General features: G+C 72.4%; 11 protein-coding genes. 4 read left to right on the top strand and 7 right to left on the bottom strand.

Translation table 11 applies throughout. The annotated features are described in order from the left end of the window. The 4 genes from ACFV2J_RS36655 to ACFV2J_RS36640 all read right to left on the bottom strand — a co-directional run bounded on the left by ACFV2J_RS36655 (position 1) and on the right by ACFV2J_RS36640 (position 2968). Entirely contained in the window at positions 1–666 is a 666-nt protein-coding gene (locus ACFV2J_RS36655; protein WP_385083958.1) for a zf-HC2 domain-containing protein, read from the bottom strand. Positions 667–1024: 358 nt separating this feature from the next. Next, complete coding sequence (locus tag ACFV2J_RS36650; protein WP_385083959.1) at positions 1025–1540, bottom strand: hypothetical protein; 516 nt, start codon at positions 1538–1540, stop codon at positions 1025–1027. A 134-nt stretch (positions 1541–1674) separates the two neighbouring features. After that, a complete protein-coding gene (locus ACFV2J_RS36645) occupies positions 1675–2214 on the bottom strand; it encodes a sigma-70 family RNA polymerase sigma factor (protein ID WP_385083960.1) in 540 nt (179 codons plus the stop codon). Between the two features lie 289 nt (positions 2215–2503). Continuing rightward, positions 2504–2968 (bottom strand): universal stress protein, encoded by a 465-nt coding sequence (locus ACFV2J_RS36640; protein WP_385083961.1) that lies wholly within the window; start codon positions 2966–2968, stop codon positions 2504–2506. Positions 2969–3325: 357 nt separating this feature from the next. Here ACFV2J_RS36640 and lysX point away from each other — a divergent pair, with 357 nt between their 5' ends. Both lysX and ACFV2J_RS36630 read left to right on the top strand, forming a co-directional pair. Continuing rightward, positions 3326–6604 carry a bifunctional lysylphosphatidylglycerol synthetase/lysine--tRNA ligase LysX gene (gene lysX / locus ACFV2J_RS36635; RefSeq protein WP_385442780.1) on the top strand — a complete coding sequence of 1093 codons (3279 nt, stop codon included), beginning with the start codon at positions 3326–3328 and terminating at the stop codon, positions 6602–6604. Positions 6605–6685: 81 nt separating this feature from the next. Continuing rightward, positions 6686–7525 (top strand): polysaccharide deacetylase family protein, encoded by an 840-nt coding sequence (locus tag ACFV2J_RS36630; RefSeq protein ID WP_385442777.1) that lies wholly within the window; start codon positions 6686–6688, stop codon positions 7523–7525. 266 nt (positions 7526–7791) lie between these two features. On the opposite strand, the gene ACFV2J_RS36625 is transcribed toward ACFV2J_RS36630, so the two are convergent. Continuing rightward, complete coding sequence (locus ACFV2J_RS36625; RefSeq protein ID WP_385095158.1) at positions 7792–8457, bottom strand: class F sortase; 666 nt, start codon at positions 8455–8457, stop codon at positions 7792–7794. A gap of 331 nt (positions 8458–8788) precedes the next feature. Here ACFV2J_RS36625 and ACFV2J_RS36620 point away from each other — a divergent pair, with 331 nt between their 5' ends. Then, entirely contained in the window at positions 8789–9451 is a 663-nt protein-coding gene (locus ACFV2J_RS36620; protein ID WP_385442774.1) for a hypothetical protein, read from the top strand. 161 nt (positions 9452–9612) lie between these two features. On the opposite strand, the gene ACFV2J_RS36615 is transcribed toward ACFV2J_RS36620, so the two are convergent. Together ACFV2J_RS36615 and ACFV2J_RS36610 are read right to left on the bottom strand one after the other, a co-directional pair. Further along, the gene (locus ACFV2J_RS36615) at positions 9613–10377 is read right to left on the bottom strand and encodes a DUF4239 domain-containing protein (RefSeq protein WP_168531337.1); all 765 of its coding nucleotides are present in this window, start codon (positions 10375–10377) and stop codon (positions 9613–9615) included. 15 nt (positions 10378–10392) lie between these two features. Further along, positions 10393–10521 (bottom strand): hypothetical protein, encoded by a 129-nt coding sequence (locus ACFV2J_RS36610; protein WP_261994579.1) that lies wholly within the window; start codon positions 10519–10521, stop codon positions 10393–10395. A gap of 751 nt (positions 10522–11272) precedes the next feature. Between ACFV2J_RS36610 and ACFV2J_RS36605 the strand changes: the two genes are divergently transcribed. Beyond that, complete coding sequence (locus ACFV2J_RS36605; RefSeq protein WP_385097663.1) at positions 11273–12217, top strand: SCO0930 family lipoprotein; 945 nt, start codon at positions 11273–11275, stop codon at positions 12215–12217. Positions 12218–12366: the final 149 nt, after the last annotated feature.

The following is a 12366-nucleotide window of genomic DNA, read 5'->3' as shown; positions in this document are numbered from 1 at the left end:
TCAGGGGGACTTGACCGTCACCAGGTGCTTGCCGTCCGCTGTGCGCACCTCGAACCGGCTGATGTCGGAGGAGGCCATCGAGGCGCCGCCCCGCATGTTGGCGGACGCGCCGCCGTGGTCGGGCACCATCCAGCTGGTGACCGTCTGCTCCGAGCCGTCCTTGCCGACGGCGACGAGCTGACAGGGCCGCGGGCCCCCGGAGTCCTTCACCTCGACGTCGACCTCACTGCCCCAGACCCGGTCCTCGGTGGTGACCCGGGCCCAGACGCCGGTGTCCGCGTCGGTCGCGGCGGCCTGGTTGGACGCGGAGCCGCCGGAGGCCGAGCCGTGCGAGGTCACCATCGCGATCGCGGGCCCGCCCGCCGCGAAGACCACGGCGGCGGCCACCGCGTACAGCCAGCGCCTGCGGCCGGCCCGGCGGCGGCCCGCCACTTCGCCGAGCAGCGTGTCCAGCAGCCGGGGGCCCGGTGCCGCGAACGGGTGCACGGAGCGCGGTGTGGCCAGCCGGTACAGCATCATCTGCCGTGCGGCGGGTCGGAACTCACTCACCTGCGCCGTGCACTGGGGGCACTCCATGAGGTGATCCTCGAAGCGGAAGGCATCCGCCTCGTCCAGCACGCCGAGCGCGTAGGCGCCGACGTCACGATGCCGTTCCAGGGACCTCATACCGAATACCGAATCCTCGTGGCGATCGAGCGGGGTGGGGGTGGTGTTGCTGTTGCCCACCGGTACGGACCAGACCGCCGAATCACTCAAGCTCGTCCGGAATCGCGGCGAAGACGTTCGGAGCGAGGGCGCCCGCGGATTGGTGCGTGCCCGGAAAAGTTGCCCGGGACGCGTCCGCGGGACGGCCGTCCGGAGATCGCGAGGGGGTTTCTCGTAGGAGTCGATGACTGTGCGAGGAATGCGTGCGGAGGATGCGTGCGGAGGATCGGAGGGTGTGGTCGGAAGAGGAGTGGCCGGAGAAGAGTGACGGCTGAGAATGCTGAGAAGGGTGAGAAGAGTGAGTGCCGGAGGGGTGCGGTCAGAAGAGATGGATCGCCAGGTGCCCGAGGGGCAGGCCCAGCTGCCAGGCCGGTGTCCACACCTTGGGGCCGTCGTCCTCGCCGGGGATCGGACCGCCGCCGGGTACGGCGTCCAGGTCGGGGGCGAGCAGTTCGGTCTCCTCCAGCCAGCGCCAGGCCGCCGTGGCCAGCTCCAGGTCCGGGGCGGGCCCTCCGCACTCGGCCGCCTCGGCGGTGAGCCGGGCCATGTGCTCGCGCACCCACTCCTGCCACGGCTGGTCGTAGGCGGTCAGCGAGAGCCAGGTCTCCAGTTGCGAGACGACCCGGATGCCCGAGAGCTCGCCGTCGCCGTCGGAGAGAAAGATGGTCAGTGCCAGGGCGTCGCGCCCGGCGCGGAACTCGAAGGACGTGGGCGGCATCAGGTCGCCGGTCCGCAACAACTCGTCGGCGATGTACTCGGCGTACAACCACGCCATGGGGACGGTGAGTTCCCCACCGCCGGTGCCGTCCGTGCTCTCTTGACCTCTGTGCAGCATCCCTTCCTGCCTTCCTCCGGTGCGTGCGCGTCGCCCGACCCGGGCTCTCGGTCGGAACACGGATGAGGACAAGCGGAATACTCAACCATGGTCCTTGGCAGGCGCTTTACGGAGGCTTGACCCGGGACTCGGTTTCACCGCAGGTCGGCCGCGTATCCCGGAAGTACCCGGCGCAGGGCGCGCAACGCGTAATAGGCCCGCGACTTCACGGTACCGGGCGGAATTCCGAGCGCGGCGGCGGCCTCCGCCACACTGGCCCCCTGGAAGTACACCTGTACCAGGACGTCACGGTGCTCGGGAGTGAGAGTCTTCACAGCCTCCCGCACATCGAGCGTCGCCGCCGACCTTTCGGCGTGATCCGCGCACACCCGCGCACTGTCCAGTACCGCGTCACCCACCTCCGGGGGCCGCGCCTGACGGGCCCGCCGCGCGTCGATCGCGAGCCGTCGTCCCACGGTCAGCAGCCACGGGCGTACGGAGGTGAAGTCGTCGGCGCGCAGCGCCTCGGGGTGCTGCCAGGCCCGTACGAACGTCTCCTGCAGCAGATCCTCGGCGCGCTGCCGGTCGCCGTCGGACAGGCGCAGCAGCAGGGCGAAGAGGGGCCGTCCGTGCTCGCGCTGCAGCGCGGCCAGCTCGTGCTCGGCGGTCGTCTTGGTGGTGGTTCCGGCCGTCATGGCCTGTATGCCAGCGGCTGTCGCTCCGCTCGGACAGGGGCGGGGCACGGGTCTGCGGTGGGCGGTCGATGCAGTCGGTGAACGGCACGGTGAACGGTTCAGCGGGCCCCGGGCGCGCCCCGTCCGGCGCGCGCCCCGCCGTCAACGGCGCGTCGGCGGGGGATCGACGCGCCGGCGGCCTCGTGGGCCCTCGGCTCCCGGGCGTCCTCCGGCGGAAGGGACCGGCCCTCCCCGGGCGACGACCGGTGAGGGGCGGCGAGGGCCGGCGACGGGCATCCGGGCCCGGCCGCTACGGGACGACCGTGACCGGCCAGCGTCCCGCCTTCACCAGCCGGATCGCCACCGACCCGACGATGCGGTGCCCCGCCTGCTCTGAGGCGCCGACCACCACGGCGTCCGCGGTGAGTTCGTCCGCCGCCTTCACGAGGCCGTTGTACGGGTCGCCACGGAAGGTGTGGAACTCCCAGCGCACCGCGAATATGTCCTTGAGCCGTCCGGCGGCCTCGCGGATCTGCGCGATGAGGTCCTCCGCGATCCGGTCCGTCGTCTCCGCGACCGGCGCGCCGAAGGCCGCTCCCGCGGCCATGACGGGCTGGATGTAGACGACGGCGAGCAGCGCGTTCTGCCGTCTGGCCAGACCGCTCGCGTACGCCGCGGCGCGCAGTGAGGAGTCGGAGCCGTCCACGCCGACGACGATGACCTTGGGGCCGTCCGTGCCGCGCTCGAACTGGTGCGAGGGTTGCTGTTCCGCCACATCGCTGAGGCTATCGGTAGCCGCAGGTCGGCGGGGCGGGTGGGGCGTGTGGATACCAGGGGGACGGCGTGTCGGCCGCGGTGGCGCGAGGGGACGGTGTGCGCTCCGGTGCCGGGCCGACTGCCGGACGACGTCCGGTCCGGCCCGACGTACCGGACGTTCTCGGGACGAAGCGGCCGGGCCGGCGCACGGGGAGTGTCCTCGCGGCGACTTGCGGGGCGCACGCCCGGGGTGGCTCCGGCGCCCGACCGGGTTCCACGGGGCGTACGCCCGGGGCGGCCCCCGCGCGCGCGGTATGCGACGAGCGGCCGGCCGCTCGACGGGCGGGGCCGCCCGGCTCTTCCTAGAGTCGGAACCATGAGTGCCACCGTCGAGGCCCGTGGACCGAAGGGCGCCGAAGGTCCCGTACGGCCGTCCCGGGACGGTTTCCTCAGCAAGGTGCCCGAGGGTTACGGGGCCTTCTTCGGCGCCCTCGGCGCGCTCTGTGTCGTACTGGCCTTCGTCGAGCCCCTGCGCCGTCTGCTGCGCCCCGTGGTGGACTTCCTCGACCTGCTGATCGTCCCGGTCAGCGCGAACCTCGCGTACGCGGCCTTCCTCTTCCTGCTCGCCGCCGCGACCGCCGCCCGCAAGAAGATCGCCTGGTGGCTGGTCGTCGTCTACCTCGGCCTGCTGGTCCTGTCCGACGTCGTCGGCCTCGCGATGGGCCTGTACGCCGAGTCGCTGCCGTCCTTCGTCGTCTGCGGCGCCGCCCTGGTGCTGCTGGTCGTGGCACGCCGCGAGTTCTACGCGGACTCCCGGCGCGGCGCCGTGTGGCGGGCGCTGGCCGTCCTGGTCGCCGGGCTCGTCGTGGCCATCCTGCTCGGCTGGGGCCTGGTCGAGCTGTTCCCGGGCACCCTGCCGCGCGGCGACCGGCTCACATGGGCGGCCGGCCGGGTGTGCGGCGGACTCGTCTCCGCCGACTCGTTCGGCGGACGCCCACCCCACCAGGTCTACTTCTTCCTCGGCCTGTTCGGGGCCGTCGCCCTGCTCAACGCCGCCGCCACGCTCTTTCGTTCGCAGCGGCTTGAGGCGGCCCTGCACGGCGACGAGGAGTCCCGGATCCGCTCACTGCTGCGGGCCTACGGCGCCGACGACTCGCTCGGCTACTTCGCCACCCGCCGTGACAAGGCCGTCGTCTTCTCGCCCAGTGGCAAGGCCGCCGTCACCTACCGCGTCGAGGCCGGGGTCTGCCTCGCCAGCGGCGACCCGGTCGGCGACCGCGAGGCCTGGCTGCACGCCATCGACGCCTGGCTGGACCTCGCCTGCCGCTACGCCTGGGTGCCCGCCGTCATGGGCGCCTCCGAGGACGGCGCCAGGGCCTTCGTGCGGGCCGGTCTCGGGGCGCTCGAACTCGGTGACGAGGCGATCCTGAACGTCGCCGGCTTCGACCTGGACGGCCGCGACATGCGCGTCACCCGCCAGGCCGTCAACCGCGTGCGGCGTACCGGGGCCACCTGCCGGGTACGCCGCCACTCCACCCTCACCGACGAGGAGATGGAGGAAGTCGTCGACCGGGCCGACGCCTGGCGCGACACCGAGACGGAGCGGGGCTTCTCGATGGCCCTGGACCGGCTCGGCGACCCGGCGGACGGAGACTGCCTCCTCGTCGAGGCCATGGACCCCGACGGCAGGCTCCTGGCCCTGCTCTCCTTCGTGCCCTGGGGCGACGACGGCATCTCGCTCGACCTGATGCGCCGTGACCGCGGGGCCCCCAACGGCGTCATGGAGTACATGGTCGCCGAGGTGTGCGCGGTGGCCGGGAAGTTCGGCGTGCGCCGTGTCTCCCTCAACTTCGCGGTGTTCCGGTCGGTCTTCGAGGAGGGCGCCCGGATCGGTGCCGGGCCGGTGCTGCGGCTCTGGCGCAAGCTGCTGCTGTTCTTCTCCCGGTGGTGGCAGCTGGAGGCCCTGTACCGGTCCAACGCCAAGTACCACCCCGCCTGGTATCCCCGCTTCCTCTGCTACGGCGACGCGGGCGCCCTCGCCCGTATCGGCATGGCCTCCGGCATCGCCGAGGGCTTCGTCTCCGTGCCGTCGCTGCGCAAACTGTGGGGCAAGGGACGCACGAGGGCCCGGACCGCACCCGTGGGCACCGGGGACCTGCCCGCACCGGCGGCCCCGGTCCCCGCCGGCGGGGAGACGGCCGGGGCCCCCGATCCGACGGCGGGCCTGCCCGAGCAGGTCCGTGTCCGCCACCGCACGCTCGAACGGCTCCGAGCCACGGGCACCGACCCGTACCCGGTGGGTGTCGCGCCGCGCACCCACACCCTCGCCGAGGTCCGCGCGGGGCAGCGGGTGACCGTCGCCGGACGGGTCGTCCTCGTACGTGACTTCGGCGGCCTCGTCTTCGCCGTTCTGCGCGACTGGTCGGGCGACCTTCAGATCGCCCTCACCCGCTCCGGATCGGGACCCGCCCTCGACCGGTTCCGCGCGGACGTCGACATCGGCGACCACCTCAGCGCCGACGGCGTCTCCGGGGCCAGCGACCGGGGCACCCTCACCGTCTTCGTGACCGACTGGCGGCTCACCGGCAAGTGCCTGCGCCCGCTGCCCGACAAGCACCGGGGTCTGACCGACCCCGAGGCGAAGGTGCGCCGCCGCCATGTCGACCTGGTGTCGAGCCCCGAGGCACGTCAGGTCGTCCGGATCCGCTCCACCGCCGTGCAGGCCCTGCGCCAGGGGCTGCTGGACCGCGGCTACCTGGAGGTCGAGACACCGATCCTCCAGCAGATCCACGGCGGCGCCAACGCCCGCCCCTTCACGACCCACATCAACGCCTACGACCTGGACCTCTATCTGCGCATCGCCCCCGAGTTGTACCTCAAGCGGCTGTGCGTCGGCGGCCTGGAGAAGGTCTTCGAGATGGGCCGCACCTTCCGCAACGAGGGCGTCTCCCACAAGCACAACCCCGAGTTCACGATGCTGGAGGCCTACCAGGCGTTCGCCGACTACGACGTCATGCTCGACCTCGCCCGCGAACTGATCCAGGGCGCGGCGACCGCCGCCTTCGGGGCGCCCGTCGCCCGCCGGGACGGCACCGAGTACGACATCTCCGGTCCGTGGCCCGTCAGAACGGTGTACGGCGCCCTCTCCGAGGCACTGGGCGAGGAGGTCGACGCCGACACACCGCCGGCGGCGCTGCACGGCCTGTGCGACCGCGCGGGGGTGCCGTACCGGGCGGACGACGGCCGCGGCGACGTCGTACTGGAGATGTACGAGCGACTGGTGGAGGCGAAGACCCGACTGCCCACGTTCTACAAGGACTTCCCGACCGACGTCTCCCCGCTCACCCGGCAGCACCGCACCGACCCACGCCTCGCCGAACGCTGGGACCTCGTCGCCTTCGGTACCGAACTGGGCACCGCCTACTCGGAGTTGACCGACCCGGTGGAGCAGCGGCGGCGGCTGACCGCGCAGTCGCTGCTCGCGGCCGGCGGCGATCCCGAGGCGATGGAGCTCGACGAGGACTTCCTCGACGCGCTCGAATACGCCATGCCGCCCACCGGTGGGCTCGGCATCGGCGTCGACCGGACGGTCATGTTCCTCACCGGTCTCACGATCCGTGAGACCCTGCCGTTCCCTCTGGTGCGTCACCGCTGAACTGGTCCCATCGGGTGCTTTCCCGGACTCGCGCCGGTGTTGCTCAGCCGCGTCCCCCGCCCGTTGGGCGACTGATGGGGCATGGAAAAGGACCAGCTGCTCACGCGACGCCGGGCATTGACCGCCGGCGTCGCCGTCCTGGGGGTGGCGGGGGCGACGGGCACGGCCCGCGTCCTCACCGACGGACCGGCCGGGAGCCCGGTGCGCCCCCCGGCCGCCGGCCCGCAGGCCCGCGCGCCCCTCGGGGCGTCCGGCCACCGGCTGCTGCCCATGGCCGGGGACGGGCCACCGAGCAGCAGGCCCCTGCCTCCCCCCGTAAGGCGCGAGCCGCTCCTGGAGATGTCCGGGCGTGGCCGCAGCATGGTGCTGACCTTCGACGACGGCCCCGATCCGCAGTACACCCCGACCATCCTGAAGACCCTGCGCAAGTACGACGTGCGGGCGATGTTCTTCGTGTGCGGGGGGATGGCCGCGGACAACAAGCACCTGCTGGCGGAGATGGCCGACGACGGGCACGTCGTCGGCAACCACACCTGGACGCACCCCTTGCTGACCCAGCTCCGGCGCTCGCAGATCCGCTCCGAGATCGAGCGCACCAGCGACGTCATCGAGGACGCCTACGGCGAGCGGCCACTGTGGTTCCGAGCCCCCTACGGAGCCTGGAACCGTGCGACCTTCCAGATCGGCGCGGACCTGGACATGGAGCCGCTGGCGTGGACGGTCGACTCCCGCGACTGGACCACGCCCGGGACCGGCACCATCGTCCACCGGGTGGAGCACGGCGCCGCCCCGGGCGTCATCGTGCTCTCCCACGACGCGGGCGGCGACCGCTCCCAGACCGTACGGGCGCTGCGCGACTATCTGCCCCAGCTGCTGGACCGGGGCTACCACCTCACCGTGCCGCGACGCCGTTACGCCTGAACGGGCGACCTGGGACCGGTGACCCGGGATCGATGACCTGGGACTGACGACCCGAGCCCGGCGCCCGGTGACCGCCGGGACGGTGACCGCAGGGAGGGGAAGGCCGGGACGGGGCGGGCGGGACGGAGCGGGAGGGGACGGGGGAACGCCGGCCGCCGCGACGGGCGGCCCCGGATCCGCGAACCCCCGCACCGCCCCCGAAGGCGTCCGGCGGATTGCCGCGCTCCCGGTCCCGGTCCCGCCTCCGCTCCCGCCGCGCGAATCGTTCAGCGGACACCGGCGAGACGGGCGAACACGACGACGTTGCCGTCGTAGCCGTTCGCTTCGGAGAAACCTCCCCCGCAGGTGATGACGCGCAATTCCGGGGTGCCCTTGCTGCCGTACACCCGGTCACCGGGAAAGGCGCTCTTCTGGAACACCTGGATGTCGTAGATCTCGAATGTCGCGGTCTTCCCGTCCTTGCGCAGGATCTCGACCCGGTTTCCCTTCTTGAGGGCCCCGAGTCCGTAGAAGACGGCCGGGCCCCGCGCGTTGTCCACATGGCCCACGACGACGGAGGTGCCCTTCTCGCCGGGCGAGACCGCGCCGGTGAACCACCCCGCGAGATTCGGGTCGTCGGGGGGCGGCGCGCCGACCCAGCCGTCCGTGTCGAGGCCGACCGGCACGACCGGTGCGTCGACCCGGATCGCCGGGATCCGCACCCGGTCCACCACGGAGTACGGCAGGGGGGCGGGCGCCTTCGCGAGGCCGGACGCGGGGGTCCGGCCGTCCGCCGCCGCTGCCACCGACGCGGGCTGCGGAGGGCCCACGTCGAACTCGCCGGAGCCGTTGCGGATGAGTGCGAGACCGGTCAGCAGAACGAGGGCCATCACGCCCCAGGGGACCCGCTTCCTCTGCCGCTCCTCCTCTTCGGGCCATGCGGACGAAGACATTCGCCATCCCCTCTCGACACGGCCGTCACCGCGTCCGTCGCGCATACGAGAAAGCTAAGTGGAGCATGCCCGGCGGCGGCGGGGCACGGGTGGAAGGCCGGGGGAGCGCCACCGTGGTGCGCCATCCGAGTTGCCGAGTGCAGGATATTTCTGGCAGTCCGTGACCTGCGGCAATATCTGATTATGTGTAAGTCATTCGGCGTGTCTTCTCACCAGGACGGACCATTCCCGAAATGCGGCCCCCCGCACGGCAACTGAGGGTCTGACTGGGAGGCGCTTTCTCGCCGATCGACCGGGGACGGGTCCCGGGGCGTCTTCCGCGGAGGATCACATGCGTACCATCCGTGCCCTGGCGGTCTCGGCCGCCGCGGTCGCCGCGCTGGGGTTCGCCACCCCCGCGGCCATGGCCTGGAGCGAACCGGGCTACGGCGAACGGGGAGCCGGTGAACGCCTGGACGACAGCGGGCGTGTCTACGACGACGGGGACCGGGGCGACTACGGACGCTTCGGCGACGACGGGCCGTGGGACGACGAGGGCCCGGACGACGGCTGGGACCAGGGGAGCGGCGGGAGCCGGCGGGACGACGCTCCGAGGAACATCAGGGCCAGGCCCGGTGTGGTCTTCCAGGGCGGCCCGTTGACCGTCGCGGTCGACGGCGACGCGTGCCGGAGGTCCGGCAGCACGGTCGGGTCGCGGGCCTTCAGGACCACCCGGCTGCGCGGCACGGGCGGCGGCACGGCCACCGCGCGGGTCTTCGTCGACCGGGGCGTGCGGCCGGGGTCCTACGACATCACGGCCCGCTGCGGCGACGGCCGGACCCTGACCCGGCCGGCCGCCTTCACCGTCGTCGGTGGTGTCCGAGGCGGTCTCGGCGGCGGCACCTCCACCGGGGCGACGCCCACCGACATCGCGATCGGCAGCGGGCTGGTGGCCGCCGCCGTCCTCGGCGGCGCGGTCCTGTGGATGCGTCGAAGGCCGGGGCGGCGTACCTGAGTTCCCGACGCGGCGCGCGGGGTCACGATCACGGGAACCGGGAACCGGGAATCGGGAACGAGGACGAGGACGGGATCAGGACCGGGATCGGGATCGGGATCGGGATCGGGGGAGACCTCGCGGGCCGCACGGTCGCTATCGGGGTCTTCCGTGCGGTCCCGTCACCCCGGGAGGTGTGGGAACAGCGTCAGGAACGGCTCCGCCGAGGCCGCGATGCCCCGGCTGTAGGGCGCGTCGAAGTCCCAGATCAGGAAGAGCAGGAAGGCGATCAGGGCCGAGAAGAGCCCGGCCAGGATCAGCTCCCGCCTGGTGCGCCGGATCTGCAGCGCGAAGACCATCCCGATCGTGACGACGGCGCCGGTGATCAGCCCGAACCACACCACGCCCGGCATGGTCGCCCCGGTCGACTCCGCGCGTGAGTTGCGTGCGGTGTCGGCCGCGGTCACCTGGTCGACGAGCGGCTGGTAGGCCTGGGCCTCGAAGTCCGTCTTCGGCTGGTAGTCGGTGACGTCCGCGCGGATGCGGTCGAAGAGCCGGCCGCCCTCGGCGGTCACACGACCGTGGTCCGCCATGGTCTTCCACTCGGTGGTGACGACATGACCGACGTACGCCTTCACGTCGCCGCGGATGCGGTCCCGTACGTCCGCCGGGTAGACCCGGACCCGCTCCGAGATCTCGTGCAGGGCCTGGGCCTCGGTCTGCACATGGTCCTGGGCGGCGCTGCGGGCCTCCCAGACGCCGGCGATGGCCAGCCCCAGGACGATGGCGTAGACCACGCCGATCATCATGGTCATGTACTCGATCACGTCCGGGGTCTCGGACGGATCCTCGTCCTCGGGTGCGCGCCGGTTGCGCAGCAGCGCCACGACGAGGACCACGAGACACGCGGCCGCCATCGCAAGGACGAGAACAAGCCAATCCGACAAAGTTGCCTCCAAGGGTCAGCGCGGACGCAGTGCCGCGACGGCGAGCACCGCGGGCACGGTGACGAGCAGAGTGAGCGAGACCAGGGACGGTCCGCTGCGGACCGCGTGCTTGTGCGCCGGTGCGCGGTAAACCGGGTAGCTCACCGGGGTGGGCGACGGCAGAGGACGGGCCTTGTGCGTCGGTGTGGGCTTGGGCGTCGGGGCGGGCGGCGGCGGTGGGGGTGGCGTGGGCCTCGGCGGCGGTGCCACGACGACGGGCCGCGGGGCCGGCGCGGGGGGCGGCGGCGGAGGCGGGGGCGGTGGCGTCGGCTTGGGTCTGGGCGGGGGAGGCGGCGGTGGCGGGGGTGGTGGCGGTGGCTTCGGGGTGGGCGTCGGCGTGGGAGTGGGCGGTGCCGGGCTGACGGTGCAGAGCCCGTCGCCGGCGACCGCCACCGCGGCCGTGCCGTCCGGGCCGACGGAGGCGTACGCGCAGGCGTCCGCGACCGCGGACGAGACCGGCGCTCCGCCGAGGATCCAGGTAAGCGTCACCAGCGCCAGTACCCGTATGACGAGGGCGGACGGAGTCCGCTGTGGTGCATGCACGACCGAGATCATGAGGCGTGCCGCCCCCACGCACGCCCGAGTGGCGGGGTATTGCCCCGAACGGAGGACTTGTGGACCGGGGCGGTTTGACGACCACGTGGGAGACGGCGGCCGGCCGGGCGCAGGTGTGCGAGAGGAAGGGAACGGATGTCTGGCGGACGGCTGTCCGAGGGTCTGGTGGCGGACGGTGTCACAGGGTTCCGAAAGTTTTTTGTGGGCCGGTTGAACACAACGGCCACTCCCGCCCGTACCTAGGGCCATGCGCGGCGCTGCAGGGCGCTGCAACCCTTATGCGAACAGTGGGAGTTACCCAATGAAGACCTCCTGGCGGAGCGCCTCCCTCGTAGCGACAGCTGCGGCCGTGCTGGCGCTCACGACGGCGTGTGGTCAGGATTCGGGCAACCAGTCGACGGGCAGCCAGAACGTCGGCGCCGCCGCGGCTGCCAACGGATACGGACAGGTCGGCAGCAGCACCGCGAGCCCGAACGGCTACGGCGCCGACCAGCAGGGCGCGGCGGCCCAGGCGGAGTCCGCCGGCCAGCTCGCCGTCGCGGAGAGCACGACGCTCGGCAAGGTGCTGACCGACAGCGCCGGCTTCACCCTGTACCGCTTCGAGAAGGACACCGCCGAGCCGCCGAAGTCGAACTGTGACGGCGACTGCGCGAAGGCGTGGCCCGCCGTTCCCGCCGACGGCGCCACGGCGGCCACCGGAGTGGACAAGGCCCTGCTCGGCGAGGTCACCCGCACGGACGGCACCAAGCAGCTGACCATCGGCGGCTGGCCGATGTACCGCTACGCCAAGGACACCAAGGCCGGCGACACCAACGGCCAGGGCGTCGGCGGCATTTGGTACGCCTCCGCCCCCAACGGCAAGAAGGCCACGCTGGCCGCCCTGCCGGGTCTGTCGACCCGCAAGGACCCCAAGCTCGGCGAGATCGTCGTCGACAAGAACGGCATGACGGTCTACCGCTTCATGAAGGACCAGGCCTGGCCCGTCTCGAAGTCCGCCTGTGTCGGCGCCTGCCTGGAGAAGTGGCCCGTCGTCGCGCCGGTCAAGGCCGCCGACACCAAGGGCGTCCAGAAGAAGGGCCTGATGGGCTTCACCCGTCCGGACGGCGCCAAGCAGATGACCGTCAACTGCTGGCCCATCTACACCTTCTCCGGTGACACCAAGGCCGGCGACACCAACGGCCAGGGCGTGGGCGGCACGTGGTACGCCGTCGCCCCCGACGGAAAGCCGGTCGGCGCGGCCAAGTAGAGGCCCGATCGCCCCCCCCCAGGGCCGGTCGTCCCGTCCGCGGAGCAACGGAACGCGGAAGGGAGAGCGGACCAGAACTGCCAAGAGTGCCGGACGAACAGAACAACGCGCACGCCGAACGGTCCGCCCCCTCCGCACCGCATGGAGGG

Origin of the sequence: Streptomyces sp. NPDC059668, assembly GCF_042734135.1 — a bacterium.
Lineage (GTDB): Bacteria > Actinomycetota > Actinomycetes > Streptomycetales > Streptomycetaceae > Streptomyces.
This window is presented reverse-complemented; position numbering and strand designations above follow the sequence as displayed.

Bases quoted from the DNA above. Each gene is read 5' to 3' on its own strand.
- ACFV2J_RS36655 (WP_385083958.1), bottom strand. From the start codon at position 666: ATGAGGTCCCTGGAACGGCATCGTGACGTCGGCGCCTACGCGCTCGGC.
- ACFV2J_RS36650 (WP_385083959.1), bottom strand. From the start codon at position 1,540: ATGCTGCACAGAGGTCAAGAGAGCACGGACGGCACCGGCGGTGGGGAA.
- ACFV2J_RS36645 (WP_385083960.1), bottom strand. From the start codon at position 2,214: ATGACGGCCGGAACCACCACCAAGACGACCGCCGAGCACGAGCTGGCC.
- lysX (WP_385442780.1), top strand. From the start codon at position 3,326: ATGAGTGCCACCGTCGAGGCCCGTGGACCGAAGGGCGCCGAAGGTCCC.
- ACFV2J_RS36630 (WP_385442777.1), top strand. From the start codon at position 6,686: ATGGAAAAGGACCAGCTGCTCACGCGACGCCGGGCATTGACCGCCGGC.
- ACFV2J_RS36625 (WP_385095158.1), bottom strand. From the start codon at position 8,457: ATGTCTTCGTCCGCATGGCCCGAAGAGGAGGAGCGGCAGAGGAAGCGG.
- ACFV2J_RS36620 (WP_385442774.1), top strand. From the start codon at position 8,789: ATGCGTACCATCCGTGCCCTGGCGGTCTCGGCCGCCGCGGTCGCCGCG.
- ACFV2J_RS36605 (WP_385097663.1), top strand. From the start codon at position 11,273: ATGAAGACCTCCTGGCGGAGCGCCTCCCTCGTAGCGACAGCTGCGGCC.